The following is a 26,148-nucleotide window of genomic DNA, read 5'->3' on the forward strand; positions in this document are numbered from 1 at the left end:
GCGCCTCCTCGACCACCGTCAAGCACGCCAAGAATTAGGACGAGATGACTACCGAGGCCATGGCACCGCCCAGCACCAAGTCGCAGGTGCTGCGCTCCTTCGACGTCACCGACTTCCCGGCCGTCACCGGCCGGGAGGAGGAGTGGCGCTTCACCCCGATCAAGCAGCTGGGCTCGCTGATCACGGCCACCTCCCTGACCGGCACGGCGCCCGGGTTCGCCCCCGGTGACCTGCCGGCGGGGGTCTCGGTGACGAGCGTCGACGCGGGCAAGGTCGAGGACGTGCTCACCCCGTTCGACCGGATCAGCGCCCTGGCGTACTCCTCGGCGTCCGCCGTGACCCTGGTCGACGTGGCCGCGGAGACCGTGTCGGACACCCCGGCCGTGATCCGGGTCGTCGGGCAGGGCGGCGAGGCGGCCGCTGCCCGCACGTACGTGAAGGTCGGCAACTTCGCCAAGGTCACGATCGTGCTCGAGCAGGTCGGCACGGCGACGGTGGCGGACAACATCGAGGTCGTGCTCGGCGACAGCGCCCAGCTGACCTTCGTGACGCTCGCCGAGTGGGACGACGCGTCGGTGCAGGCGCAGCACATCAAGTTCCGGGTCGGCCGCGACTCGCGCGTCCAGCACGTGCAGGTCACGCTCGGCGGCGCGGTGGTCCGGCAGTTCACCAGCGTCGAATACGCGGGCCGCGGCGGCGACGCCGAGCTGTGGGGCCTCTACTTCGCGGACGCCGGCCAGCACCAGGAGCACCGCCAGCTGGTCGACCACTCGATCCCCGACTGCCGCAGCTACGTGGGTTACCGCGGGGCGCTGCAGGGGGCGTCGGCGCACACGGTGTGGGTCGGTGACGTGCTCATCCGGGCCGAGGCGACCGGCACGGACACGTACGAGATCAATCGCAACCTGGTCCTGACCGACGGCGCGCGGGCCGACTCGGTGCCCAACCTCGAGATCGAGACCGGCGAGATCGTCGGCGCCGGGCACGCGAGCGCGACCGGCCGCTTCGACGAGGAGCAGCTGTTCTACCTGATGGCCCGCGGCATCCCGGAGCACGAGGCCCGCAAGCTGGTCGTGCGCGGCTTCTTCGCCGAGCTGATCAACAAGGTGCCGGTCGAGGAGCTGCGTGAGCGCCTCGGCGACGCCATCGAGGCCCGGCTCGCGAAGACCGGGGTCTGATCCCATGGACTTCGAGCTCGCCGGCAGCGTCGCCGACGTGGCCAAGGGCACCGCGATCCAGGTCGAGATCGACGGGGTCGAGGTCGCCGTGGTGCACGCCGACGACGACACCTTCTACGCCGTCCGCGACGAGTGCAGCCACGCGTCGGTCGCCCTCTCCGAGGGGGAGGTCGAGGGCTGCATGATCGAGTGCTGGCTGCACGGCTCCCGCTTCGACCTGCGTACCGGGGAGCCCTCCGGCCCGCCCGCCATCGACCCGGTGGCGACCTACCCCGTCGAGATCCGCGACGGCGACATCTACGTTTCGACCCAGCCGAGTAATGGAGTAAACCCGTGAGCACCCTGGAGATCCGCGACCTGCAGGTGTCGGTCAAGCTGCCCGAGGGCGAGCTGAAGCCGATCCTGGCCGGGGTCGACCTCACCGTGAAGTCGGGCGAGACCCACGCGATCATGGGTCCGAACGGTTCCGGCAAGTCCACCCTGGCGTACTCCATCGCCGGCCACCCCAAGTACGAGATCACCGGCGGTTCGGTGCTGCTCGACGGCGAGGACGTCCTCGCGATGACCGTCGACGAGCGGGCCCGCGCCGGCCTGTTCCTCGCCATGCAGTACCCGGTCGAGGTCCCCGGCGTGTCCGTGGCGAACTTCCTGCGCACGGCGAAGACCGCGATCGACGGCGAGGCGCCCAAGCTGCGCACCTGGGCCGGCGAGCTGCGCGGCGCGATGGAGCGGATCCAGATGGACCCGTCGTTCGCCCAGCGCAACGTCAACGAGGGCTTCTCCGGCGGCGAGAAGAAGCGCCACGAGATCATGCAGCTCGAGCTGCTCAAGCCGAAGATGGCGATCCTCGACGAGACCGACTCCGGCCTCGACATCGACGCGCTGCGCATCGTCAGCGAGGGCGTCAACCGCGTCCGCGCCACCGGCGACACCGGCCTGCTGCTGATCACGCACTACACGCGGATCCTGCGCTACATCAAGCCCGACTTCGTGCACGTCTTCGTCGCCGGCAAGATCGTCGAGGAGGGTGGCCCCGAGCTCGCCGAGCAGCTGGAGGCCGAGGGCTACGAGCGCTACGTCGCGGGGGCGAAGGCCTGACATGTCGTTCGACGTGGTCCGCATCCGCGGCGACTTCCCGATCCTGAGCCGGGAGATCAACGGGCACCCGCTGGTCTATCTCGACAGCGCCAACACGTCGCAGAAGCCACGCCAGGTGCTCGAGGCGATGCAGGACCACCTGGAACGGCACAACGGCAACGTGTCGCGCTCGGTGCACACGCTGGGCACCGAGTCGACCGAGGCCTACGAGGGTGCGCGCGCCAAGGTGGCCGCCTTCATCGGCGCCGCGCACCCCGACGAGGTGGTGTTCACCAAGAACTCCACCGAGGCGATCAACCTCGTGGCGTGGACGGCGGGTCAGTTCCTGGCGCTCGGCCCCGGCGACGAGATCGTGGTCTCCGAGATGGAGCACCACTCCAACCTCGTCCCGTGGCAGCTGCTCTGCGAGCGCACCGGCGCGACCCTGCGCTGGTTCGGCGTCACCGACGAGGGCCGGCTGGACGAGTCGGGCATCGACGACCTGATCAACGAGCGCACCAAGCTGGTCTCGGTCGTCCACATGTCGAACATCCTGGGCACGATCAACGACCCGTCGCGGATCGTCGCCCGGGCGCGCGAGGTCGGCGCGCTCGTGATGCTGGACTGCTCGCAGTCGGTGCCGCACTTCTCGGTCGACGTCGCCGCCCTGGGCGTGGACTTCATCGCCTTCACCGGGCACAAGATGCTCGGCCCGACGGGGATCGGCGTGCTCTGGGGCAGGGCCGGCCTGCTGGAGAAGATGCCGCCGTTCCTGGCCGGCGGGTCGACCATCGAGACGGTCACCATGGGCGGGACGACGTTCGCGCCGCCGCCCGCGCGGTTCGAGGGCGGCACCCCGCCGATCACCGCGGCCATCGGGCTCGGCGCGGCGGTCGACTATCTGCGGGCCGTGGGCATGGACGCCGTGCACCGCCACGAGCAGGAGATCACGGCGTACGCGCTGAAGGCTCTGGCGGACGTCGAGGGCGTGCGCATCTACGGGCCGGCGAGCCCCGAGGGGCGCGGTGGCACGGTCTCGTTCGGGGTCGACGGGGTGCATCCGCACGACGTCGGGCAGATTCTCGACGATCTCGGTGTTGAGGTTCGCGTGGGGCACCACTGCGCACGACCGGTGTGCACCCGCTTCGGCGTTCCGGCGATGACCCGGGCGTCGTTCTACCTCTATACGACGACCGACGAGATCGACGCCCTGGCGCGCGGTCTGGAGCAGGTGCGGAAGGTGTTCGCCTGATGATCGACCAGCTCTACCAGGACATCATCCTGGACCACTACAAGCACCCGCACGGGCGCGGGCTGCGGGACTCGTTCGCGGGCGAGGCCCACCACGTCAACCCGACCTGCGGGGACGAGATCACGATCCGGGTCGCCGCCGATCTGTCCGACATCTCGTACGACGGGCAGGGGTGCTCGATCTCGCAGGCCTCCGCCTCGGTGCTGTTCGACCTGCTCCGCGGCAAGTCGGCAAACGAGGTCTCGGCCGTGCACGAGAAGTTCGTCGAGCTGATGCAGAGCCGCGGCACGATCGAGCCGGACGAGGACGTGCTCGGCGACGGCATCGCGTTCGCGGGCGTGGCGAAGTACCCGGCGCGTGTGAAGTGCGCGCTGCTGCCGTGGATGGCTTTCAAGGACGCTGCCGCGCGGGCGGGTGTCAGCGTCAACCCGGAGGTTTCAGCATGACCGACAAGACCATCACCGAGATCGCGTCGGACGCTGCCGACACGGCCGGGCCGGACGACGCGACGTCGCCCGTGTCGACCCTCGACGCCGCCCCCGAGACCGCCGCCGCGGCCGTTCCGGAGGCCGCCGCCGCGGCCGTTCCGGAGACCGCCGCCGCGGCCGCTTCCGGTGGTGAGGCCGCCGCGCCGGCCGCCGGCGGCAAGAAGGCGTCGCTGGCGGATATCGAGGAGGCGATGAAGGACGTCGTCGACCCCGAGCTCGGGATCAACGTGGTCGACCTCGGCCTGGTCTACGACACGTTCGTCGACGACGAGAACGTCGTGACGCTCGACATGACGCTGACCTCGGCGGCCTGCCCGCTGACCGACGTCATCGAGGACCAGACCCGCCAGGCGCTGACCACCGGCCCGGGCGGCGGCCTCGTCAACGACTTCCGCATCAACTGGGTGTGGCTGCCGCCGTGGGGCCCGGACAAGATCACCGACGACGGCCGCGAGCAGCTGCGGGCGCTCGGCTTCAACGTCTGACCTTTTTGCGCGTACGCCGCCGGGTGCCCTCGGGCTCCGGCGGCTTTCGTGTCTCCGCGTCCCTCTGAGGGGTAACCGCAGGTCGCCTTCATGACACGCGGCCTCCCGGCGGCCCCGGCGCGCGCAGACTGGCGGTTTCGGTGCCGGAGGTCGCCATGTCTGTCACGCGTTGCGCCATGACCACGCTCACTGCCTCGATGATCGCCGCGGGTTCCCTGTCGTGCGAAGGCGGCCCCGATGACGATCCCGGTCCGTCGAAGGACAACTACGTCTGCACCCTGCAGAGCGACTCGCTGGAGGAGAAGTACACGGCGCACGGCCTGTCGTTCCGGGCCGGCGGCACGTCCACCCGGACGGCGGCGGTCGCCGTGGATCCCCGGACCAAGCAGCGCGCCTACACGGCCACGCTGATCTACGAGCTGGAAGGTGGCCGGAACGCCGCCGTCAAGCTCACCGGCACGATGAGCAAGTGGGTGGGCTCGCTCGCGCCGTCGGCCGAGGCTGCCATCCTCGGTACGGCCGGCCTGGGCTTTACCTACGACCGGCCCAGCCGCAGGGACGCGGAGAAAATCCTCGGCGAGCGGACGCCACCCGATCGCTGGAACCGGATGATCGTGGTGCTCGGCCTCCGCGGCGCCGGCGAGGCCAAGGCGCTCAAGGGCGACCTGGCCTCCAAGCTGACCGTCGACGCCCAGGCCAAGGGCTATCTGACGGTGTTCCCCGACGGCCGCTTCAGCGTCGCGCGCTCGCTGGGCGCCCAGCTCCACACCAAGGGACCGAGTTGGCTGCTCAAGCGGCTCGGCGTCCGGGGCCAGGGCGTGTCCACCACGTGGACCGGCCGGCTCGCGATCGCGTACGAGCTGCTCTTCGACCCCGGCGGCCGTCCGGTGCGGCTCACCGCCTCGGCGGACGTGCAGCACGGCAAGCGGCTCGACCACACCAGCCGCGTGCTGAACCTGCGCAAGGAGCGGAACCGCGCCGACGTGAGCGGCCGGCTGAGCAAGGTGCTGGCCGACCCCTTCCAGGCGCTGACGCCGGACGAGATCTTCTTCCCGCGGCGGGGCGGCAAGCTCTGGTCGCGGCTGAACAAGGCGGAGACGACGGTCGGCGCCACCTACGAGGTCACGGCGGCGACCAAGGACTATCCGCTGGATGTCGGCCCGTTCGGGCTCGGCTATCGCTCCGAGCAGAGCACCCGCAAGCTGGTCGCCTCGCACGTCCGCATGGGCGGGCGGGAGCAGGCGTTCACCTGTGGCGGGGAGGCCAATCTGCCCGAGCCGCCGAAGAAGGCCCGCAAGTATCGGAGCCTCCCGCCGGACGAGGTGCCGCCGCCCTCGCCCGTCGTGACCACGGCACCGACCCCGTCCCCGTCCGTGTCGTTCTCGGAGCCGCCGCCGGCGACCACCGATCCCACCGCGCCGCCGACCGCCGGGCCGGACGACCCCGGCGACCCGGTTCCGGAGCCGACCGAGGCGCCGCTGCCGCCCGAGCCGGCGGAAGTGGGCTTCTGAGCTGCGGTTACCGCGTTCTGTCGGGGGGTCCTGATAGAACTTCTCCATGACGCAGACACCGCCGTTCGAGGACCTGCTCGCGCTGATCGAGGACCGGTCGGCCGCCTTCCGCGCCGCCGTCGCCGGCGCGGACCTGGCCGCCGGCGTGCCGGGCTGCCCCGGCTGGACCGTCCGCGACCTGGTCACGCATCTCGGCAATGTGCACCGCTTCTGGGCCGCGGCCGTCGCCGCCGGGCCCGCCGGGGATCCGCCGTCCGAGGAGGCCGTCGGGCCCCGCGAGCCGTCCGGCGACCTGCTGGAGTGGTCGGCGGAGTCGACCCGGATGCTGGTCGGGGCGTTGCGGGCGGCCGGGCCCGGCACGGGCTGCTGGACCTGGTGGGAGGCCTCCGGCGCGCCGATGACCGCCGGGGCCGTGGCCCGCCATCAGGTGCAGGAGGCGGCGGTGCACGCGTGGGACGCCCAGGCAGCGGCGGGCAAGCCCGAGCCGATCCCGGCGGCCGCCGCCGTCGATGCCGTGCCCGAGTTCCTCGAGGTGGGGCTGGGGTCGCTCGGGCCGTGGCCGCACCGGCCCGCGCGCCTCACGTTGTCGGCCACGGACGGTCCGGCCTGGGTCGTCGACCTGACCCCCGCCGGCGCCGAGGCGCATCCGGCCGCCGCCGGGGAACCGGTCACGACCGTGCAGGCCCCGGCGAGTGACCTGCTGCTCTTCCTCTTCAACCGCATTCCGGCCGACGCGGTGACCGTCACCGGCGACGCGAGCGTGCTGGGGGAGCTGGGCGCCTGGACGGCGAACAACTGACTTGGCGCGTGGTCAGAGGTGCTTGGCGGCCTCGCGGACGGAGAGGGGGGACAGCTCGGAGCGGTGCTCGGCGAGGTAGGCGCGGACGGCGTCCGGGTCGGTGCGGGCGTAGTGGCGCAGGGCCCAGCCGATGGCCTTGCGGACGAAGAAGTCGGGGTGTCCCGCCTGCCGGGTGCAATAGCCGAAGAGGCGGCCGGTGTCCGTGGCGGCGCCGTGGTGCAGCTGGTGCAGGATCGCCGTCCGCACGAGCCAGAGGTTGTCGTCCCCGGCCCAGGCGTCCAGCTCGGTGCGCAGGGCGGGATGGCGGGTGACCAGGGCGCCGACGACGCGGGTGGCGAGCGGGTCGACGGTGTCCCACCAGGACTTCGTCGTGACCAGGGCGCGGATCGTCGCGAGGAAGCCGGGCCCGGGCACCGCCGCGTGGGCGCGCAGATAGTCGCAGGCGAAATACTGGTACTCGCGCTCGGGCAGCCGCCAGCAGCCGAGCACCACCTGCCGCAGCTGCTCCTCCGAGGGCGCGGCGAGACCGGCGACCACGGACCTGGCGAGGGAGCGCTGGGCCGGGGCCGCCAGCCCGAGGAAGGGAAATTGATCCCGCATGTAGGCGGCGGCCGGTCCCGCTCGCTCCGGGTTCCGCGCCTCGCCGAAGACGCTGGTCAGCCGGTCGAGCAGTGCCTGGGGGTCCATCGCCTCGGGGCGTGACCGCTGCCGCGCCCGGCTGCGTGAGCGGGTGGCCATGTCGTTACCGGTGGGGTCGCTCATGCGGCCGATCGTGCCAGGGCCGACGGCCGTAGGGTGAGGGGATGAGCGCGCGGCCCGCGGCGGGCGGGGGACGGTGGGTCGACGTGGCCCCGGAGCGGCTGCCCCGGTGGCTGGAGAATTTCGGCGCCCGCCACGGCGGCTACGCGGCCGATGGGCTGGTGGTCACGGGTGCGGACGGCGCCACCGCCGAGCTCTTCCCGCCGCCCGGCTGCGGTGCGCACGCGGGCGGCCCCGGTGATCTGGCCGCCTTCGCCGCCGAGGCCGCGAAGCCGCGGCGGATCGGATTGCTGCTCGCGCGCAAGGGAGCCGTGGCGGTCGGCGTCGCGGACGGCACGCGGCTGGTGACGTCCAAGGTCGACACGCACTACGTCCAGGGGCGGACGGCGGCCGGCGGGTGGTCGCAGCAGCGGTTCGCCCGGCGGCGGGACAACCAGGCCAAGGCGGCGGCCGCGGACGGGGCGGCGATCGCGGGACGGCTGTTGCTGCCCGAGACGACGAGCCTGTGCGCCGTGGTCACCGGCGGGGACCGGGCCGCCGTGGACGCGATCCTGGCCGCGCCGGCGCTCGCCCCGGTGCTGGCAATGCGGGACGAGCGGTTCCTCGACGTGCCCGAGCCCCGGCACGCGGTGCTGGAGGAGGCGGTTGCTCTGGCGCGTACGGTCAGGGTGCTGGTCCGGGATCCCGCAGCCGGCGCCTGATCGCGGGGCTGCGCTCGCCGGGCCGGGGCGGATAGGGTCTGGATCATGGGTGTGGTTGCCGAGCTGATCCTGATCCGTCACGGCCAGAGCGCCTCGAATGTCGCCTTTCCCGAGGCCGACGCCGCCGGGCGGGTCGATTCGGGGCTGACCGGGCGGGACAGCGAGGTGGAGCTGACCGAGCTGGGCGAGCGGCAGGCCGCGGCGGTCGGCCACTGGCTGGCCACGCTGCCGGCGGAGCTGCTGCCCGAGGTGGCGATCACGTCGCCCTACCTGCGGGCGCGCGAGACCTGGCGCCTCGCCGTCGCGGCCTCCGGGCTCGACCTGCCGCCGGCCACCACCGACCCGCGGCTGGTGGACCGCCTGCTGGGCGACTTGGAGATGCTGACCCGGGCGGCCGTCGCTGAGCGCTTCCCCGACGAGCCGGGGCGGCTCGAGGCGGCCGGCGAATACCGCTACCGGCCGCCGAACGGCGAGGCCTTCGAGGACATCGCGGTGCGGCTGACCTCGTTCCTGGAGGACCTCAACCGCGACCACGCCGGCAAGCGCGTCGTGGTCACCGCGCACGATGCCGTCGTGCTGATGATGCGGTACGTCATCGAGGGCCTCGACTGGGACCGCCTGGCCGACGTGGTGGCCGCCGCCGGCTTCGTGCGCAACGCGTCGATCACCCGTTTCGACGGGAGCTCGGGCCGCCTCGTCCTCGACCGCTACAACACGGTCGACCACCTGCCGGCCTAGAGAACCAGACCCACCGCCAGTACGGCGATCAGCGCGCCCGACACGAGGGCGGTGACCCGGCGTGCCCGGGGCGTGGTGAGGAAGCGTCCCGCCGCGGCGCCGGTGCCCGCGATCAGCAGTTGCCAGCTGGCCGACGCCACGAACGCACCCGCCACGAACCACGCGCCGCCCCCGCTTCCGCCGCGGCCGAGCACCAGGGCTGTGAAGTACACCACTGTCGCCGGGTTGAGGACCGTCAGCCCGAGCACGGCCAGATAGGCGGTCCCCGGCCCGGCCCGGTCGAGCCGGGACATCTCGGCGGCGGGGCGTGGGGGAGTCAGGGCGGCGCGGACGGTCCAGCCGGCCAGGACCAGAAGGGTCGCGGCGGAGAGCCAGCGCAGGGGAGTGGCGACGGGGGCGACGGCCGAGGCGAGGGCCGCCCCGCCGAGCACGGCGGCGGCTGCGTAGATGCCGTCGGCCGTGGCAGCTCCGAGTCCGGCGGCGGCGCCCACGGTCAGGGAGGTGCGGGCGCTCAGGCCCGCGATCAGGACGCCGATGGCGCCGACCGGGATGGCCACGCCGTAGCCGGCGACCACCCCGGCCAGGAACGGGCCGCTCATGACACGGCCGTGGACACCGCCCGGTCAGGGGACGTGCGCTGCTGTCGCCCGGCGGGGGAGGCGGCGGGGCGAGCGACGACACGATGCGTACGCAGGGAGATCACGCCGTCATCGTGCAGGTGCCGCCCCCGCCGGGCAACGGAATTAGATGTCGAGCGACGAGGCCTGGAACGTGTCGCACTGCTTGGGGTCGCCGCCCTCGTAGCCCCGGCTGAACCAGCCCATGCGCTGCTTGCTCGTGCCGTGCGTGAACTCCGCGGGGTTGACCGTGCCGCCGCCCTGCTGCTGCAGCGTGTCGTCGCCGATCTTGGAGGCGGTGTCGAGGCCCTGCTGGATGTCGTCCTGCGTGATGTTCGTGATGAGGACGTCGCCATCGGCGTCCTTGGTCTCGGTGGCGTGCTTGGCCCAGACCCCGGCGTAGCAGTCGGCCTGCAGTTCGAGCTTCACCGACAGCGCGTTGGCCTGGTCGGGGTCGCGCTCCTGCTGGCGGCGCATGGCGGCCTCGGTGCCGAGCAGGTCCTGGACGTGGTGGCCGTACTCGTGGGCGAGGACATAGGGCTGCGCGAACTCGCCCGGGGCGCCCAGCTGCTGCGCGAGCACCTGGTAGAAGGTCAGGTCGATGTAGACCTTGTCGTCGGCCGGGCAGTAGAACGGGCCGACGCCGGAGTCCGCGGCGCCGCAGCCGGTGCTGACGCGCTGCGAGAAGAACTTGGTGTTGGCGGGCTTGTACTGCTCGTTGAAGGCCTGGGGCAGCTCGTCCGCCCAGAAGTCCTGGATCGAGTTGACGTAGAGCGCGTTGCGGCAGTCGAGCTGGTCGAGCTTCTGCTCCGACGAGCACTTGGCCTTGAGGGTGGCGTTGTCGCCGCTCTGCTGCGTGCCGCCGTCGCTGCCGCCGAGGCTGTTGATGCCGAAGTAGCCGCCGACCACGGCGACCAGCACGGTGACGATGATGCCGACGAGGCCCCCGCCGCCGCCCGGGATGGGCAGGCCGCCGAGGCCACCTCCGCCACCGCCGCTCGATCGGTCGTCCTCGATCTGGCTGGTGTCGATGTCGGCGCGGTCGTTGAGTTCCATCCAGTCCTCCCGGGCGTTATGTCGCCGCGATTACCCGATGATCTTGCCCTCTAATCGGGTGGGAGGTCGCGCGGGGCGCCCGGTACAATCGTCGGGTGCTGCTCTGCGAAGGCTGACCTGCCCCGCGCCGCCCGGCTCCGACGCCGGACGGCGCTTCCGTGTGCCTGAGCCAGCCTTTCTCCCGAGAGCGAGAGTTTCCCATGATTACCGCCACCGGACTCGAGTTGCGTGCCGGCGCCCGGATCCTGATCTCCCCGACCACGCTGCGCGTGCAGCCCGGCGACCGCATCGGCCTGGTCGGCCGCAACGGCGCCGGCAAGACCACGACGCTCAAGGTGCTGGCCGGCGAGGGCACCCCCTACGCGGGCACGGTCGAGGCGACCAGCGAGATCGGCTACCTGTCGCAGGACCCGCGTACGGGTGATCTGAACGTCACCGGTCGCGACCGCGTCCTCTCCGCCCGGGGCCTCGACGCGATCATCAGCGAGATGCAGAAGCTCGAGATCGAGCTGGAGGAGAGCGGCGACGACAAGCTCGTGCGCCGCTACGGCCAGCTCGAGGACCAGTTCTCGGCGCTGGGCGGCTACGCGGCCGAGGCCGAGGCCGCCCGCATCTGTGCCAACCTGGGCCTGCCCGACCGCGCCCTGGCCCAGACCATCGGCACGCTCTCCGGTGGCCAGCGCCGCCGCATTGAGCTGGCCCGCATCCTCTTCGCCAACTCGGGGCAGAACGGCAAGGGCATCCTGCTGCTCGACGAGCCCACCAACCACCTCGACCACGACTCGATCGCCTGGCTGCGCGGCTACATGGCCCAGCACAAGGGCGGTCTCGTGGTGATCAGCCACGACGTCGAGCTGCTCGACGCCGCGGTCAACAAGGTGTGGTACCTGGACGCCAACCGCTCGGTCGTCGACATCTACAACATGGGGTGGAAGACGTACCAGGAGGCGCGCGAGACCGACGAGCGCCGCCGCAAGCGGGAGCGGGCCAACGCGGAGAAGAAGGCCGGCGCCCTCATGGCCCAGGCCGACAAGATGCGCGCCAAGGCCACCAAGACGGTCGCCGCGCAGAACATGGCGAAGCGCGCGGAGAAGCTGCTCGGCGGGCTGGAGGAGGTGCGCACCTCCGACAGGGTCGCCAAGGTGCGCTTCCCCACGCCGGCCCCGTGCGGCAAGACGCCGCTGACGGCGAGCGGGCTGTCGAAGTCGTACGGGTCGCTGGAGATCTTCACCGACGTCGACGTCGCGGTCGACCGGGGCTCGCGCGTGGCGATCCTGGGTCTGAACGGCGCGGGCAAGACCACGCTGCTGCGCATGCTGGGCGGCCTGCTCGAGCCCGACACCGGCGAGGTGCGCCCCGGTCACGGCCTGCGGCTGGGCTACTACGCGCAGGAGCACGAGACCCTCGACGTCGACCGGACGATCCTCGAGCACATGCGCAGCGCCGCCCCGGACCAGACCGACACGGAGCTGCGCAAGATCCTGGGCGCCTTCCTCTTCTCCGGCGACGACGTGGACAAGCCGGCCGGGGTGCTGTCCGGCGGCGAGAAGACCCGGCTGGCGCTCGCCACGCTGGTCTGCTCGGGCGCCAACGTGCTGCTGCTCGACGAGCCGACGAACAACCTGGACCCGGTCAGCCGCGAGCAGGTGCTCGACGCGGTGGCCAACTACCCGGGCGCGATCGTCATGGTGACCCACGACGCCGGGGCCGTGCAGGCGCTCAAGCCTGACCGGGCGATCCTCCTGCCCGACGGCGACGAGGACGCGTGGAGCGACGACCTGCTGGAGCTCGTCGAGCTGGCGTGACGCCGTCCAGCCCGGTGGCCCCCGTGGCCGCCGGGCTGTTTGCTGTCCGGGCCAGTCCTCGCGGACGTCGTTCCTCCCGGCGCCCCCGCTCCGCCTTGTGGCCCGGCGCCCCCGCTCCGCCTTGTGGCCCGGCGATCCGCCCTTCCTCCGCCTCGCCGCCGCCCGCGTCGGCCCTCGCCGCCGCCCGCATCGACCCGCGCCGCCGCCCGCATCGACCACAGCGCCGGAGATCCAGGATCATCGGCATCGTCAGTTGTCAACTGGTGCCCACACAGACAGTGCGACACGTGCCCGGCGCTGGTCATGCCCGACACTCAAGTGGGCAGCCCTTCCGCGCTGCATCGTGCCCGTTCGGTCATGGAGCCTGCCCGGAGACGGCCTTCTCGGGCACGCTCGGTGACAGCGTTGTCGCGTCCGCGGGCGGATCATGTTTGCGCAGGTCATCCGGCCTTGATCGGGTTGCCGGGCGGATACCGGGAACGGGTCCCCGGCGGTTCCGGAAAACGTTCTCGGTCCGCCATTCGACGCCCGAACGGTCTTGGGCCCCAACTGTCTGACATTGATGAACGTGGCCATCGTCGGGTTCCTGACACCGGTAAATGGGCACGTTCGTCAACCCGAGATACCTAGCGCATGATCGTTGGAGGCGGTCTAATAGGTGGGACCGTATCGAACCGCACAGTCTGGGGACGTGAGGAATCAACATGGCAGCCACGGGCACAGCCACCAGCACTGAGAAGGGTCGTCGAATCGTCGGCAGCGAGCGGCAGACGCTCGCCAAGGACCTCGTCAAGCGTTACACCTCCGGAGAGAGCATTCGGGCCCTCGCCGCATCCACCGGGCGGTCCTACGGATTCGTGCACCGCGTGCTCACCGAGTCCGGGGTCCAGCTGCGGCAGCGCGGCGGCGCGCGCCGGCGCAAGAAGGCGTGACGACCAGCGAGGCTTCCACCTCCACCGCGGGCGTCCGATACGCACAGGACGGGCCGGTCGCGACGGTGACGTTGTGCCGGCCCGACGTGCTCAATGCACAGACGCCGGCCATGTGGGCCGAGCTAGCCGATATTTCGCGCGCATTACCGGGGGACGTGCGAGTCCTCATTGTCCGGGGCGAGGGGCGCGCTTTTTCGGCGGGACTCGACTTGTCGGTCGCGCGCGGCGACGGCGATTCCTCCCTCGCCCGACTCGCCCGGCTGTCCTCCGAAGAGTGCGCCGCGCGTATTGCCGGCTTCCAGGAAGCGTTCACCTGGTTACGACGGCCGTCCCTCGTTACTGTCGCCGCGGTGCGGGGACATGCCATCGGCGCCGGTTTCCAACTGGCGCTGAACTGCGACCTGCGGGTGCTGGCGGAGGACGCGCAATTCTCCATGGCCGAGGTGACGCTCGGGCTCGTACCGGATCTGGGTGGCACCAAGCGGCTCACCGAGCTGGTCGGTCCCTCCCGGGCGCTGGAGATCTGCCTCACCGGGCGCCGGCTGCCGGCCGAGGAGGCCGATCGCCTCGGCCTCGCGACCGCCGTCGTGCCGGTCGACGACCTGGACGCCGCCGTCGCGGACCTGACCGCCGCCGTGCTCGCCGCCCCCGCGGGCGCAACGGCGGAGATCAAGGCTCTGCTGGCCGGTGCGCCCGGCCGGTCCTACGAGGATCAGGACCGCGCCGAGCGGGAGGCACAGACGCGCCGGCTCCGCGACCTGGCGGGGCTGGAGTAGGAACAACCGGCACCCCCGGAAAGTTGTCGTACCCGGCGGGCACACTATGTCCGCCGTGGTTCGACGACCCTGGAGGTGACGCCATGGGACCCATGTCCTCCGGGTCCAGCTGGATGATGCTGCGCTCGATGCAGAATGCCGAACGCGTCACCCAGCACCAGCTCAAGCGGGGCACCGCGCGCCGCATCCTCACCTACGCGCGCCCCTACCGGCGCGACATCGCGATCTTCCTGGTCACCGTCGTGATCTCGGCCGCCATCGGGGTGGCCACCCCGGTGCTCGCCGGCCACGTGGTCAACGCCATCACCGCCGGCGGGTCCGGCGCGGCGAGCACGATCATCAAGCTGGCCCTCACGATCGCCGGCCTGGCCGTCGGCGACGCCCTGCTGTCGCTGGCCCAGCGGTGGTACTCGGCCCGCATCGGCGAGGGCATCATCCTCGACCTGCGCACCCGCGTGTTCGACCACGTCCAGCGCATGCCGCTGCAGTTCTTCACGCGCACGCAGACCGGCGCGCTGGTCAGCCGGCTCAACAACGACGTCACCGGGGCGCAGCGCGCCTTCACGTCCACGCTCTCCGGCGTGGTGAGCAACGTCATCCAGCTGGTGCTGACCGCCGCCGTCATGTTCAGCCTGTCGTGGCAGATCACGGTCCTGTCGCTGGTGCTCCTGCCGCTCTTCATCATCCCCGCGCGCCGGGTCGGCAAGCGGCTCGCGGAGATCACCCGCGAGTCCTACAACCTCGACGCCAAGATGAACGCGACGATGACCGAGCGGTTCAACGTCTCCGGCGCCCTGCTGGTCAAGCTCTTCGGCCGCCCCGGCGTGGAGGCCGAGCGGTTCGGCGAGCGCGCCCGCCGGGTCCGCGACATCGGCGTGCAGCAGGCCATGTTCTCCCGCACGTTCTTCGTCGCCATGCTGCTGGTCGCCTCGCTCGCGCAGGCCCTGACCTACGGCCTGGGCGGCTGGCTGGCCGTCACCGGCAGCGTCACCGCGGGCACCGTCGTCACGCTCGCCCTGCTGCTGACCCGGCTCTACGGGCCGCTGACCGCGCTCAGCAACGTCCGGGTCGACGTGATGAGCGCGCTCGTGTCCTTCGACCGCGTCTTCGAGGTGCTCGACCTGCGCCCCGGCATCGAGGAGAAGCCGGACGCGACGCCGATCCCGGCGGGTGCCGGGCGCCTGGAGTTCCGCGACGTGCACTTCCGCTACCCGAGCGCCGCCGAGGTCTCGCTCGCCACGCTCGAGGACGTGGCGACGCTCGACCGCCAGGAGAGCGCGCCGGTGCTGCGCGGCGTCGACTTCACGGTCGAGCCGGGGCAGCTGGTCGCGCTGGTCGGCCCGTCCGGCGCCGGCAAGTCGACGACGTCCATGCTGGTCTCCCGGGTCTACGACGTGACCGAGGGCGCCGTGCGGGTCGGCGGCGTCGACGTGCGCGACGCCACCCTCGACTCGCTGCGCGACACCATCGGGGTGGTCACCCAGGACTCGCACCTCTTCCACGAGACCATCGCGGAGAATCTGCGCTACGCCCGGCCGGACGCGACCGAGGACCAGATGTGGGAGGCCCTGCGCGGCGCCCAGGTCGAGCAGCTCGTCAAGGCGCTGCCCGACGGCCTCGACACCGTGGTCGGCGAGCGGGGCTACCGCTTCTCGGGCGGCGAGAAGCAGCGCATCGCCATCGCCCGCCTGCTCCTCAAGCACCCGTCGATCGTCATCCTCGACGAGGCCACGGCCCACCTTGACAGCGAGTCCGAGGCCGCGGTCCAGCGCGCGCTGTCGGTGGCCCTCGAGGGGCGCACGGCGCTGGTCATCGCGCACCGGCTGTCCACCGTCCGCGAGGCCGACCTGATCCTCGTCATGGACGGCGGCCGCATCGTCGAGCGCGGCACCCACGAGCAGCTGGTCGCGATCGGCGGGCTGTATGCGGAGCTCTACCGGACGCAGTTCGCGGACAGCCGGCCGCTGATCCCCTCCGACGTGGAGCCGGTGGTGATCCCGGTCCCCACCCCGATCGAGCCCTGACCGCGACGAGGGGTGCTGCGCCGCCCGCCCCGGCCCGGCGAACCCTCGCCACGATCCGACGCCGCCGCGCCGGCGTCCGCGGGGGGCTTTCGCGTGGCGTCCGACCGAGGCTTTCCCGCCGTGGTCGTCGGGGACGAGCAGCTGGGCCGTCGGCCAACACCTGACGCCGTTGCGCCGGCGGCCGCCGGGACCGATGTCGCGGGCTCGGGTGACGACGTCGCGGTGATCGACAGCCTGGAGTGCCTCGCGAGCCCCGCAGCGACGGTGAGGTCTGGCGGGGATGACCTACGATCGGCGGCCATCTCCGTGGGAAGGGTCATGAGCCGTGGCGGTCCGCAAGGCGAAGCAAGACATCTCCGAAGTGCTGCACGCGTGCGCCGCCGCGGTGGACGCGTCCGATGCCGACGCGTGGGCGGACTGCTTCACCCGGGAGGGCGTGCTGCGGGACGACTCCGGGGAGTTCGTGGCGCGGAAGGAGCGCGGCCGCTTCCGCGACGGGCTGCCGGAAGGGGTGCGGCGGCACTTCCTGTCCGGAGCCACCATCGAGGTGGACGGTGACACCGCTGTCAGCCGATGCTCGTTCCAGGTTGTCGTGACGCCGCCGGGCGGTCCGGGCGCGCTCGCCCGGGTGGGGGAGTTCCGCGACAGGCTGCGCCGGGCCGGGCGCCGGTGGCTGATCGAGGAGCGGGTCGTCGGGATCGACTTCACGGAGGAGCCGCGGGCGGGTGCCGGGGACTTCGCGGCGTCCGCGCTGACGTCCATGGCGCCCGGGAGCACCGGCACGTTCAAGGTGACCGTGCCCGCCGGGCCGCTGTGGAACAACGACCACGCCCAGCGGATCGGCCCGATGGTCGCCGCGGCGCGGTTCGGGCGGTTCACCGGGCAGTGGCGGACCATGGTGCCGGGTCGGATGAGCGTGGTGGAGGTCGAGCTGCCCGCGGTCCCCGCCGGGGACACCGAGTTCACCATGGACGTGCCGGCGGGACCGATCTGGAACCACGACGACGCCAAGGAGAAGTGCCCGGCCGTCTGCGCGAGCTACGGCGGCACGTGGAACGGGCACTGGACCACCATCGTCCCGGGCCGGTTCAGCGTGGCCGGCTGCACCTTCACGATCTGAGCCGCCGGCGGCGTGCGGCCGGCGGGCGGTGGGGCGCGGGGTCCGGCGGCGGACGGTCGGTCATGGGGTGAGGGCGGCCGCGCGGAGTTCGGCGAAGGCGGCGGCCAGGGTGTCGGCGGTGTAGTGGGCGTTGAGGCCGCTCGGGTTGGGGAGGACCCAGACGCGGGCGCCGCCGAGGGTGGCGGTCTGCGGGCCGGTGCGGGCCTTGGGGTGGCCGAAGGCGGTCCGGTACGCCGTCACGCCCAGCACGGCGAGGAAGCGCGGCTGCCACGCGGCGACCAGGGCGGTGAGGCGCTCGCCGCCGGTGACGAGTTCGTCCGGGGACAGTTCGTCGGCGCGGGCCGTGGCGCGGGCGACCACGTTGGTGATGCCGAGGCCGAGCGCCGGGAGCTGGGACTGTTCCGACGGGTGCAACTGCCGGTCGGTGAAGCCGGACCGGTGCAGGGCGGGCCAGAAGCGGTTGCCCGGGCGGGCGAAGTGGTGGCCGGTCGCCGCGGAGTAGAGGCTCGGGTTGATGCCGGAGAAGAGCACCCGCAGACCCGGGCCGCCCAGGTCGGGGATCGTGCGGCCGGCCGCGGCGGCGACCTCGGCGGGGGCCGGCCGGGGCCGGGCGGAGGCGGCGTCCATGCCCCGAGCCTAGAGAGCCGGGCCGCCCGGCTCGCAGCGCCCGGAGTCATCACCGACGGTAATCGCGTTTTCCTTTTACAGAAGCGTGGAGAAAGGCATCCGGGGAAACATCCGGCAAATTGTCTTCCAGGGGCTCTGATCTGGGGTGGGCGGTGCAATGACGGCCGGATCGATGGCTATTCTCTCGGCCATGATCCGCATGACGCTCGCCGAGGTGGCGGCGGTCGTCGGGGGCACGGTCCGTGACGGTGACCCCCGGACCGCGGTGACCGGGGCGTCGCACGACGCGGGCCGGCTGCGCCCCGGCGACCTGTACGTGTGCCTGACCGGCGACCCCGCCGAGGCGCGCGCGGCCGGCGCCGTGGCCGTGCTCACCGACCGGCCCGGGGGCGGGCCGGCAGTCGTCGTGGGTGCGGTGCTGCCGGCGTACCGGAGGCTGGCCTCGGCGGTGACCACCCGGCTGCCGGAGGCGTACCGGATCATGGTGATCGGAGGGGGTGGCCGGGCCGCCGCGGCCAGGCTGCTCGGGCACGTGCTCGCGCGGCTCGGGCCGGCCGTGCCGCCGCGCGGGGGGCCCACGCCGGCCGGGGTGTGCGAGACCCTGCTCGCCGCGGACGACGCGACCCGCTTCGTGGTCACCGAGCTGGACGCCGGCCGGGGCGGCGACATCGCGGCCCTGCTCGCCGCGCGACCGGCCGCCGCCGTGATCCTCGGCACGCACCACATCCCCGAGGGCCGGCCGTCCGCCGGGCTCGGCCGGGGCGGCACCGCGGCCGCCGGGAGCGGATGGGACGGGTCCGCGCCGGCCACGGGCGGGCTGGTGGAGGGGCTGCCGGCCGGGGCGGTGGCCGTGCTCGACGCGGACGATCCGGCGACCGCGGCGCTGGCCGGGCGCACGGAGGCGCGGGTGGTGACCTTCGGCCGGCATCGCCCGGCGCGGGTGCGTGCCGAACGGATCGTGCTCGACGGCCGCGCGCGGGCCCGCTTCGTGCTGCACACGCCGGTCGGGTCCGCCGAGGTCGCGCTGCGGCTGCACGGCGAGGCCCCGGTGGCGGCGGCGCTGGCCGCGGCGGCGGTCGCGCTCGATCACACCCATGACGTCTGGCTCATCGCGGACGCGCTCGGCACCGTGGACCCGGGGCCGCGCGGGGCGGGCGGGCTCACCGTCGTCGAGGAGCGCCCCGACGGGGTGACGGTGCTGGACGCGACCGGGGACGGTACCCCGGAAGTGGTGCTGGCTGCCTTGCGCACCGCGCTGTCCGTGGCCGCGGGCCGGCGCCGCACGGTGGCGGTTCTGACCGGTCTCGGCGACGAGGACCGGATCAGGGAGGCCGCGCTGCGCATGGGCATCGACGAGGTGATCGCGGCCGGGGCGCAGGCGCGCCCGGGCGACGTGGTGCTCCTGGCGGGGGAGAGCGTCAGAGCATCCGGGTGAGGCCGCCGTCCACGGGGATCTGGACACCGGTCACGTAGCTCGCGGCCGGCGACAGGACGAACGCGGCGACCCGGCCGAACTCGGCGGGCTCGCCCAGACGGCGCAGCGGGATCTCGGCGGCCTGCCGCACGGCGGCCGCCTCCGCGTCGCCGGTGGCTTCCTGCAGGCGGCGCGTACGGCCGGTCAGGATCCGCCCCGGCAGCAGGCTCACCACCCGGATGCCGCGCGGGCCGAACTCGTCGGCCATGTCCTTGGCCACCCCGGCCAGCCCGGGGCGCAGCCCGTTGGAGATGCCGAGCCCGGTGAGCGGCGCCCGGGTCGACGTGGACAGCACGAAGGCGATCGCCCCGCCCGCCGTCAGCGCCGCCGCCACCGTCCGGGCGCAGCGCACCGAGCCCAGGAACACGGTCTCGAAGGCCGACCGCCACTGCTCGTCGCTCTGCTGCGCCGCCGTGCCGCTGCCGGGACCGCCGACCGAGATCAGCGCGCCGTCGAGCCGGCCGAAGCGCTCGGTCGCCGTCCGGACGAGCAGGCCGGGGGTGTCCGGGTCGGCCAGGTCCGCGGCCACCCCGGCGGCGCCGGGCCCGAGCCGCGCCACAGCGGCGTCGACCGGCTCGCGCGTGCGGGCCGAGACGACCACGCGGGCGCCCTCCGCCACGAGCGCCTCGGCGGTCGCGAGACCCAGCCCCTGGGAAGCGCCGGTCAGCACGAAAACGCGGTCAGCCAGTCCGAGATCCATGCGCCGATCCTGCCATTCACGCGGCCGGGCGGCGCAGCACGTGCACCCGGCCGGCGGCCTGCACGACCCATGCGCCGGCGACCACGCGGAGCGCGGGACGGCGGCGGGGGCGCGGGGCCGAGGTGCCGTCGTAGGTCAGGGCCGCCTCGCGTACGGCGAGTTCGGCGCCCGCCGCGGCCGGGAGCTCGCCGCGGGAGCGCAGGTCGCGGGCCAGGTCCCAGCCGTCGCGCAGCGAGCCGCGCGTCGGGCGGGTCGCGGCCCACGCGGACCAGACCCCGATCCAGGTACGCCCGAAGGCGCCCGCCAGCTCCGGCCAGTGCCGAGCCACCTCGCCCGCGCGCTTGCGGAGCAACGCCACACGGGCGGCCTCCACCAGGCGCGGGTCGAAGCCGCCGGGCAGCGGCGCCCCGGACGTCAGGGCGGCGACCAGGGCGGCCTGCCGATCGGCGAGCGACCCCGTCATGGCGTGACGCGCGGGTAGCCCGAGGCCGCGGCGATCGCGTCGAGCTCGGCGGTGAGCGCGGCGGCCGGGGGATAGTCGCCGTCGCGTTCGAGCATGAGCGCGGGCGGGCGGTGCCGGGCGCACAGGTCCGCGACCAGCTCCAGCACCTCCCGCGGCACGGCGTCGGTGTGCGTGTCGTGGTAGATGCCGTCCGGCGTCGCCGAGCCGCCCGCGACGTGGCAGTAGGCGATGCGCTCCAGCGGCAGCCGGTCGAACAGCGCAGCCGGGTCAGTGCCCCGGTTGAGCGCGTTGGCGTACACGTTGGCGACGTCGAGCAGCAGCAGCGCGTCGGTCCGCTCGAGGATCTCGGTCAGGAACGCACCCTCGTCCAGCTCGTCGTCGGGCCAGTCGAAGAGCGCCGCGATCGGCTCCAGCGCGATCGGCACGTCCAGCTCTTCCCGCGTACGCCGGACATTGGCGGCCACCGCGTCCACGGCGTCCCGGGTGCGGGGCAGCGGCAGCAGGTGACCCGCCTCGACGCCGCCCGCCCGCACGAACGCGATGTGCTCGCTGACCAGGGGCGCCTCGAGCCGGCGCGCCACGGCGGCGAAGTGCGCCACGCGCTCGGGGTCGACCGGCTCCGCCCCGCCGAGCGACAACCGGGTGCCGTGCGGGATCACGGTCACCCCGCGCTCCCGGAGCCGGGTGAGCCCGTCGGGCAGCGGGCCGTCGGCGGGCACCGCCTCGGCGACCACCTCGGCGAAGCGGAGCCCGGGCAGCTGGTTCACGTACCCGGAGATCTCGGGCCGCCACCCGATCCCCACGCCGTACCCGGTCATCCGCCGCAGCCTCCGCCGCCGCAGCCACCGCCACCGCAGGAACTGCCGCCGGAGTCCCCGCCGCCGTAGCTGCCGGAGTCGCCGCCGGTGCCGGACGCCGTCGCGTTGCGCTGGATCTCGGCCTCCGCGGCGAACGCGGGGTCCATGGCGTAGAGCGACGCGGCGCCGAACAGGGCCACGCCCATGGCGGCACCGCTCGCGCCGTAGGTGGCGTACGAGGGGGAGTGGCTCGGGGCGAGATAGTCGTGCTGGCGGCGGACCGCGGTCATGCCCCGGGTGGCCGCTCCCGTTGCGCGGCCGGTGCGGCGCCCCAGGAAGACCGTCGCGCAGGCCGCGATCACGAGAGCGGTGACGAGGAAGCCGACCGGCTTGCCGTTCGCGACCCCGGCGGCGAACCGGGCGATGCCGATGACGAGCAGGGCGAGCATGGGCAGGGCCCAGAGCCGGGCCGTGCGGATCGTGTCGGCGGACACGGCCAGCCCCTGCCGCTCCAGGCCGGCGCGGAGCTGGTCGAGCGCCGAGCGTACGTGCTGGTCGGTGAGCAGGTCGCGGGCCCGCTCGTGGTTGCCGGCCGCGTGGTGGATCGCGGTGTCGAGCGGCGTGACGCCGGCCGGCAGCGGTCCGCTCTGCGCGAGTCGCCGGCCGGAGACGGCGGTCACGGCGCCGGCGCTGCGCAGGCCGCTGAGCGCCGCGTAGACGGCGAGGCGGTCGCCGCCGTTGAGATAGGCGATCTGCTGCGGGCCGAGGCTGCCGATGCTGGTGCTCCGGTCGCCGCGGAAGAGGATGCGGCGATGCACGGCGGCCGCGACGAGGACCGCCACGACGGCGGCGAAGAAGAGGGCGAGGAAGGCAGGACCCGAGATGCCCCAGGTGTCGGTCATGTGCACACCTCCATGCCGGCTTGAGCCTTCATTGTGCAGGCGCGCGCAAGGGCTGGTCAGGACCGCCGCACGGCGCCTTCCACGACGTCGAGGACGCGGCTGAGCTCCCCGGCCGGGCGGCCGGTCGCGAGGTGCAGGACCAGGCCGTCGTACGCCAGCTCGAGGAACTGGGTCAGCACCTCCACCGGCACGTCGTCGCGCAGCACGCCGGCCTCCCGCTGCCGCTCGAGGCGCTCGCGGGTCGCGGAGGCGATCGCGGCCGAGCGCTCGGCCCAGCGCTTGGCGAACTCGGGGTCCGTGCGCAGCCGCCGGGACACCTCGAGCTGGCTGCCGAGCCAGCCGGCGGTGTCGTTGCTCGCCCCGGCCCGGTCGAGCAGGTCGCGCATCACCTGAACGAGGCCGTGGCGGCCCACCGTCTCGACCATCGCGGCGGCGTCGTCCTCGGCCACCGCCAGGAACAACGACTCCTTGTCCCGGAAGTGATGGAAGATCGCACCGCGGGACAGGCCCGTGGCCTCCTCGAGGCGGCGTACCGTGGCACCCTCGTAGCCGTAACGTGCGAAACAGCCGCGAGCCGCCCCGAGGATCTCGTGGCGGCGGGCTTCAAGCTGGTCCTGGCTCACCCTGGGCACGCAGCGATGGTGTCACGCCGGTTCCGGCGGCTGCAATCCGTACGTACGGCTTGCGATACGCGCCATACGGCGCGCGGACCCGGCACTGTTAACACTCTTGGGCTGTTCGGCCCGGTATTCACTCACGTAGAGTGCCCCGCGTGCCCCTCGTCTTCCTCGCCTTGGACGACACCCTGCTCGACCGCAGCGGGGCGTTCAAGCTGTGGGCGAAGAGCTTCCTCGACGAGATCGGCGCCCCGCACGAGGATCTGGACTGGCTGCTCTCCGTCGACGCGGACGGCCTGACCTCCCGCTGGGACCTGGGCGACGCCATCCGCGAGCGCTACCAGCTGCCGTTCACCTCGATCGACATGGTCGAGGAGCTGCACGAGGGCCCGCTGGCCTACGAGCGCCTCGACCCGCTGGTCGCCTGCGCCCTGCAGATCGCCGGCGACGCGGGCTGGGTGCCGGTCGTGGTCACCAACGGCCCGCACGAGCAGCAGGAGAGCCGCATCCGCCGCACCGGCCTCGACCGCTACGTCGCCGACTGGGTGATCTCCGGGCAGGCCGGCGTGAGCAAGCCCAACCCGCGCATCTTCGCCCTGGCCGCCCAGCGCGTCCGCATGCGCCTGGGCGGCGCGTGGATCGTCGGCGACAGCCCCGAGGCCGACATCGGCGGCGCCGCGGCCATGGGCCTGCCCAGCGTGTGGCTGCACCGCGGCCGCGACTGGATCGATCAGCGCTTCGCCCCGACCCGCGTGGTCGGCAACGTGATCCAGGGGCTCTCCGCCGTCATGGCGTCCCCGTCGCGCTGAACCAGCGGTCCAGCTCGCCGAGGACGTTCTCGACCGGGGGGCGCAGGGCCCCGGCGATCGCGGCCGGGGTCGCGCCCTCGCGGGTCAGCCGGCCCGTCTCGCCGATGATGATCCGGAAGACGCCGGCCAGTGCGATGCCGTGCAGGCGGGCCAGCTCCGGGGCGATGGCGCCGCTCTCGGCGACGGCCGCCGCCAGCGCGGTGGCCTGGCGGTCGCTCACCTCGAGGGCGAGCCGGTTGACCGTCGGGCTGACCGCCGCCAGATAGCCGAGGCTGCCGCGGGCGTTCTCCGCGGGCTGGTCGCGGATCGCCTCGATCATCGCCAGGACCGGGCCACGGATCGCGGCGGCGGGGCTCGTGCCGGCCGGCCGGGTGCGGATCAGCTCGGTCAGCTGCTCGTTGAGCTCCTGCTCGCGATCGGCGACCAGCTGCTCCTTGGCCGGGAAGTAGTTGTAGAGCGTCTGCTCCGCCACCTCGGCCGCGCGGGCGATCTCGCTGACGGTCACGTGCTCGTAGCCCCGCTCGGCGAACAGGCGTGCCGCCGTGTCCGCGATCAGCCGGCGGGTGCGTGCCTTCTTGCGCTCACGAAGTCCTGGTTCAGCCACGGCGGAAGTGTATCAAGCCACAAAACTAGGGTGCGCTCTAAAAATGGCGTACGGTCTAATCATGTTCACGACGAAGACGCGGATCGCCCTCGCCGGCCTGTCCGCGGTGTTCCTGTTCGAGATGCTCGACAACTCGATCCTCAACGTGGCGCTCCCCACGATCGGCCGGGAGCTGCACGCCTCGACGCTGGCGCTGCAGTGGGTGACCGGCGCCTACGCGGTGGTGTTCGGCGGGCTGATGCTCGTCTTCGGCGCCGTCGCGGACCGGTACGGCCGGCGCCGCGTCATGCTCGCCGGGCTGACCCTGCTCGGCGCCGCGAGCCTCGCCACGGCGTTCGTGACGACCGCGGAGCAGCTGATCGCCGTCCGGGCGGTGACGGGCGTGGCGGCGGCCATGACGACCCCCGGCTCGATCGCGCTGGCCTTCCGCCTCTTCACCGACGACGGTCCCCGGGTCCGCGCGATGACCCTCATCACCACCGTGGGCCTGGTCGGGCTCGCCATCGGCCCGACGGCCGGCGGCCTCGTCCTCGCCGTCGCCCCGTGGCAGGTCCTGCTGCTGGTCAACGTGCCGATCGCCGTCCTCGCCCTCCTCGGCATCCGCGCCGGCATCGCCCCCGACGAGGCCGGCGAGCTGCACCGCGACCCGGTGGACGTCCCGGGCGCGGTGCTCGGCACGGCGACGATCGTGCTCGCGCTCGTCGCGCCCACGCTCTTCGTCGACGAGGGCGCCGGCTCCTGGCAGCCCTGGGCGGCCACCGCCGCGGCCGTCGCGGCGGCCGCGCTCTTCGTGCTGCGCGAGCGCGCGGCGGCGTACCCCCTGCTCGATCTGAGGCTTCTCGCCCGCCCGCTGGTCTCCGCGGGCCTGGCCTACAAGGCCGCGACCGGCCTGGCCGTCGCCGGCCTGGGCTACCTGGTGACCCTGCAGCTGCAACTGGAGTGGGGCTGGTCACCGGCCCTGGCCTCCGCCGGCCTGCTGCCGCAGGTGCTCGTGCTGATCGCCGCCGGGCCGTTCGTCAACCGGTTCGTGGAGCGCGCCGGTCTCGGGCGGGCCGCCTGGACGAGCTCGTTCGCGGTCGTGGCCGGGCTCGCCGTCTACGCCGTGGCGGGCCGCTTCGGCTACGTCTGGATCGCACTCTCCCTCTCCCTGGTCGCCGTCGCGATCCGCGTGGTCGGCGTGGTCGCGGGCGTCAACGTGATGCGCGGCCTGCCGGAGAACAGGACCTCGATCGGCGCCGCCCTCGTCGACACCGCCTCCGAGGTCTCCTCCGGCGCCGGCGTGGCGGTCGGGGGCACCATCCTCGCAGCGATGTTCACCGGCGCGATCACCGCGCCGCAGTGGAGCGATCGGCAGACGGCGGAGTTCGAGCACGCGGTCACGCTCGCGGGTCTCGTCCTCACCGCCGTGGCCGCCCTCCTCGTGGGATGGGCCATGCGGCGGACCAGCCGGGGTGGTGCCGTCGCTCCCCAGGCCGCCGGCCACCCCAGCGCAGCTGACAGTCGTGCATAGCGGTCCGGCCACCGCGCTGTGCCCGCGGTGGCGAAATGCGCCTGCCGAAGATCTAAGCTTCCGGCATGGATGACAAAGAGGTGCTGGGCCGGATCCACGGCCTGGTCGACGAAGAGCACAAGCTGCGCGAGCAGCTGAGCCAGGGCAAGCTCAGCGCCGACGAGGAGCACGCCCGGCTGAAGGAGGTCGAGGAGGCGCTCGACCAGTGCTGGGACCTGCTCCGCCGGCGCCGTGCCGCCCGGGAGTTCGGCAACAACCCCGACACCGAGCAGGCGCACAGCACCGGCGAGGTCGAGGGCTACCTCCAGTGAGGTGCCGCGGCCGCCG

At 73.1% G+C, this 26,148-nt stretch carries 29 protein-coding genes; 19 read left to right on the top strand and 10 right to left on the bottom strand.

Annotation, left to right across the window (positions count from 1 at the left end; all coding sequences use genetic code 11):
* Positions 1-44 precede the first annotated feature (44 nt).
* The 8 genes from sufD (at position 45) to RBH18_RS18290 (ending at position 6,790) form a co-directional block, all read left to right on the top strand.
* Positions 45-1,178: a Fe-S cluster assembly protein SufD gene (gene sufD, locus RBH18_RS18255; RefSeq protein WP_306209284.1), complete on the top strand. Its 1,134-nt coding sequence runs from the start codon at positions 45-47 to the stop codon at positions 1,176-1,178.
* A 4-nt stretch (positions 1,179-1,182) separates the two neighbouring features.
* The gene (locus tag RBH18_RS18260) at positions 1,183-1,515 is read left to right on the top strand and encodes a non-heme iron oxygenase ferredoxin subunit (protein WP_306209286.1); all 333 of its coding nucleotides are present in this window, start codon (positions 1,183-1,185) and stop codon (positions 1,513-1,515) included.
* Positions 1,512-2,276 carry a Fe-S cluster assembly ATPase SufC gene (sufC, locus tag RBH18_RS18265; protein ID WP_305786458.1) on the top strand — a complete coding sequence of 255 codons (765 nt, stop codon included), beginning with the start codon at positions 1,512-1,514 and terminating at the stop codon, positions 2,274-2,276. Before RBH18_RS18260 ends, sufC begins: the two co-directional genes overlap by 4 nt.
* Before the next feature lies 1 nt (position 2,277).
* Positions 2,278-3,507, top strand: a complete 1,230-nt coding sequence (locus tag RBH18_RS18270) for a cysteine desulfurase (protein ID WP_306209288.1) — start codon at positions 2,278-2,280, stop codon at positions 3,505-3,507.
* On the top strand, positions 3,504-3,953 hold the full coding sequence (gene sufU, locus RBH18_RS18275) for a Fe-S cluster assembly sulfur transfer protein SufU (protein WP_306209366.1): 450 nt from the start codon (positions 3,504-3,506) through the stop codon (positions 3,951-3,953). The genes RBH18_RS18270 and sufU overlap by 4 nt, the downstream gene beginning before the upstream one ends.
* Positions 3,950-4,480 (top strand): metal-sulfur cluster assembly factor, encoded by a 531-nt coding sequence (locus tag RBH18_RS18280; RefSeq protein WP_306209289.1) that lies wholly within the window; start codon positions 3,950-3,952, stop codon positions 4,478-4,480. Before sufU ends, RBH18_RS18280 begins: the two co-directional genes overlap by 4 nt.
* A gap of 176 nt (positions 4,481-4,656) precedes the next feature.
* A complete protein-coding gene (locus RBH18_RS18285) occupies positions 4,657-5,991 on the top strand; it encodes a hypothetical protein (protein WP_306209291.1) in 1,335 nt (444 codons plus the stop codon).
* Positions 5,992-6,037: 46 nt separating this feature from the next.
* Positions 6,038-6,790, top strand: a complete 753-nt coding sequence (locus tag RBH18_RS18290) for a maleylpyruvate isomerase family mycothiol-dependent enzyme (protein WP_306209293.1) — start codon at positions 6,038-6,040, stop codon at positions 6,788-6,790.
* A gap of 12 nt (positions 6,791-6,802) precedes the next feature.
* Here RBH18_RS18290 and RBH18_RS18295 read toward each other — a convergent pair whose 3' ends face one another.
* Entirely contained in the window at positions 6,803-7,552 is a 750-nt protein-coding gene (locus RBH18_RS18295; protein WP_306209295.1) for a DNA alkylation repair protein, read from the bottom strand.
* A gap of 41 nt (positions 7,553-7,593) precedes the next feature.
* Here RBH18_RS18295 and RBH18_RS18300 point away from each other — a divergent pair, with 41 nt between their 5' ends.
* A complete protein-coding gene (locus tag RBH18_RS18300; protein ID WP_306209296.1) occupies positions 7,594-8,250 on the top strand; it encodes an acVLRF1 family peptidyl-tRNA hydrolase in 657 nt (218 codons plus the stop codon).
* 45 nt (positions 8,251-8,295) lie between these two features.
* Positions 8,296-8,988 carry a histidine phosphatase family protein gene (locus RBH18_RS18305; protein WP_306209298.1) on the top strand — a complete coding sequence of 231 codons (693 nt, stop codon included), beginning with the start codon at positions 8,296-8,298 and terminating at the stop codon, positions 8,986-8,988.
* Here the strand turns inward: RBH18_RS18305 and RBH18_RS18310 are convergent.
* A complete protein-coding gene (locus tag RBH18_RS18310) occupies positions 8,985-9,587 on the bottom strand; it encodes a LysE family transporter (protein ID WP_306209300.1) in 603 nt (200 codons plus the stop codon). The two genes, RBH18_RS18305 and RBH18_RS18310, sit on opposite strands and share 4 nt — an antisense overlap.
* Before the next feature lie 144 nt (positions 9,588-9,731).
* Positions 9,732-10,661 carry a KPN_02809 family neutral zinc metallopeptidase gene (gene ypfJ, locus RBH18_RS18315; protein WP_306209302.1) on the bottom strand — a complete coding sequence of 310 codons (930 nt, stop codon included), beginning with the start codon at positions 10,659-10,661 and terminating at the stop codon, positions 9,732-9,734.
* Between the two features lie 200 nt (positions 10,662-10,861).
* Here ypfJ and RBH18_RS18320 point away from each other — a divergent pair, with 200 nt between their 5' ends.
* The 5 genes from RBH18_RS18320 to RBH18_RS18340 all read left to right on the top strand — a co-directional run bounded on the left by RBH18_RS18320 (position 10,862) and on the right by RBH18_RS18340 (position 17,318).
* Positions 10,862-12,466 (top strand): ABC-F family ATP-binding cassette domain-containing protein, encoded by a 1,605-nt coding sequence (locus RBH18_RS18320; RefSeq protein WP_306209304.1) that lies wholly within the window; start codon positions 10,862-10,864, stop codon positions 12,464-12,466.
* 704 nt (positions 12,467-13,170) lie between these two features.
* Positions 13,171-13,398 (top strand): helix-turn-helix domain-containing protein, encoded by a 228-nt coding sequence (locus tag RBH18_RS18325; protein ID WP_015620263.1) that lies wholly within the window; start codon positions 13,171-13,173, stop codon positions 13,396-13,398.
* A complete protein-coding gene (locus RBH18_RS18330; protein WP_306209324.1) occupies positions 13,395-14,174 on the top strand; it encodes an enoyl-CoA hydratase/isomerase family protein in 780 nt (259 codons plus the stop codon). The genes RBH18_RS18325 and RBH18_RS18330 overlap by 4 nt, the downstream gene beginning before the upstream one ends.
* An 83-nt stretch (positions 14,175-14,257) precedes the next feature.
* Positions 14,258-16,198, top strand: coding sequence for an ABC transporter ATP-binding protein (locus tag RBH18_RS18335; protein WP_372338936.1), 1,941 nt, complete (start codon positions 14,258-14,260; stop codon positions 16,196-16,198).
* A gap of 325 nt (positions 16,199-16,523) precedes the next feature.
* Positions 16,524-17,318: a mannan-binding protein gene (locus tag RBH18_RS18340; protein WP_306209326.1), complete on the top strand. Its 795-nt coding sequence runs from the start codon at positions 16,524-16,526 to the stop codon at positions 17,316-17,318.
* 60 nt (positions 17,319-17,378) lie between these two features.
* Here RBH18_RS18340 and mug read toward each other — a convergent pair whose 3' ends face one another.
* A complete protein-coding gene (mug, locus tag RBH18_RS18345) occupies positions 17,379-17,945 on the bottom strand; it encodes a G/U mismatch-specific DNA glycosylase (RefSeq protein ID WP_306209328.1) in 567 nt (188 codons plus the stop codon).
* Positions 17,946-18,135: 190 nt separating this feature from the next.
* On the opposite strand from mug, the gene RBH18_RS18350 reads away from it, so the two are divergent.
* Positions 18,136-19,380, top strand: coding sequence for a Mur ligase family protein (locus RBH18_RS18350; protein ID WP_306209330.1), 1,245 nt, complete (start codon positions 18,136-18,138; stop codon positions 19,378-19,380).
* Here RBH18_RS18350 and RBH18_RS18355 read toward each other — a convergent pair.
* The 5 genes from RBH18_RS18355 to RBH18_RS18375 are packed head-to-tail and all read right to left on the bottom strand — an operon-like array spanning position 19,364 to position 22,913.
* On the bottom strand, positions 19,364-20,119 hold the full coding sequence (locus RBH18_RS18355; RefSeq protein ID WP_306209332.1) for an SDR family NAD(P)-dependent oxidoreductase: 756 nt from the start codon (positions 20,117-20,119) through the stop codon (positions 19,364-19,366). The genes RBH18_RS18350 and RBH18_RS18355 overlap by 17 nt on opposite strands.
* Positions 20,120-20,135: 16 nt before the next feature.
* Entirely contained in the window at positions 20,136-20,582 is a 447-nt protein-coding gene (locus tag RBH18_RS18360; protein WP_306209334.1) for a hypothetical protein, read from the bottom strand.
* Complete coding sequence (locus RBH18_RS18365; RefSeq protein ID WP_306209336.1) at positions 20,579-21,400, bottom strand: DUF692 domain-containing protein; 822 nt, start codon at positions 21,398-21,400, stop codon at positions 20,579-20,581. The genes RBH18_RS18360 and RBH18_RS18365 overlap by 4 nt, the downstream gene beginning before the upstream one ends.
* A complete protein-coding gene (locus RBH18_RS18370) occupies positions 21,397-22,281 on the bottom strand; it encodes a TIGR04222 domain-containing membrane protein (RefSeq protein WP_306209338.1) in 885 nt (294 codons plus the stop codon). The genes RBH18_RS18365 and RBH18_RS18370 overlap by 4 nt, the downstream gene beginning before the upstream one ends.
* A gap of 56 nt (positions 22,282-22,337) precedes the next feature.
* Positions 22,338-22,913, bottom strand: coding sequence for a TetR/AcrR family transcriptional regulator (locus RBH18_RS18375; protein ID WP_306209340.1), 576 nt, complete (start codon positions 22,911-22,913; stop codon positions 22,338-22,340).
* 140 nt (positions 22,914-23,053) lie between these two features.
* Here RBH18_RS18375 and RBH18_RS18380 point away from each other — a divergent pair, with 140 nt between their 5' ends.
* A complete protein-coding gene (locus RBH18_RS18380; protein WP_306209342.1) occupies positions 23,054-23,707 on the top strand; it encodes an HAD family hydrolase in 654 nt (217 codons plus the stop codon).
* Here RBH18_RS18380 and RBH18_RS18385 read toward each other — a convergent pair.
* On the bottom strand, positions 23,685-24,311 hold the full coding sequence (locus tag RBH18_RS18385) for a TetR/AcrR family transcriptional regulator (protein WP_306209344.1): 627 nt from the start codon (positions 24,309-24,311) through the stop codon (positions 23,685-23,687). The two genes, RBH18_RS18380 and RBH18_RS18385, sit on opposite strands and share 23 nt — an antisense overlap.
* Before the next feature lie 61 nt (positions 24,312-24,372).
* Between RBH18_RS18385 and RBH18_RS18390 the strand changes: the two genes are divergently transcribed.
* Positions 24,373-25,821: an MFS transporter gene (locus tag RBH18_RS18390; RefSeq protein ID WP_306209346.1), complete on the top strand. Its 1,449-nt coding sequence runs from the start codon at positions 24,373-24,375 to the stop codon at positions 25,819-25,821.
* Between the two features lie 65 nt (positions 25,822-25,886).
* The gene (locus RBH18_RS18395; protein WP_305786481.1) at positions 25,887-26,132 is read left to right on the top strand and encodes a DUF2630 family protein; all 246 of its coding nucleotides are present in this window, start codon (positions 25,887-25,889) and stop codon (positions 26,130-26,132) included.
* Positions 26,133-26,148: the final 16 nt, after the last annotated feature.

Source organism: Actinoplanes oryzae (genome assembly GCF_030757795.1).
GTDB lineage: Bacteria > Actinomycetota > Actinomycetes > Mycobacteriales > Micromonosporaceae > Actinoplanes.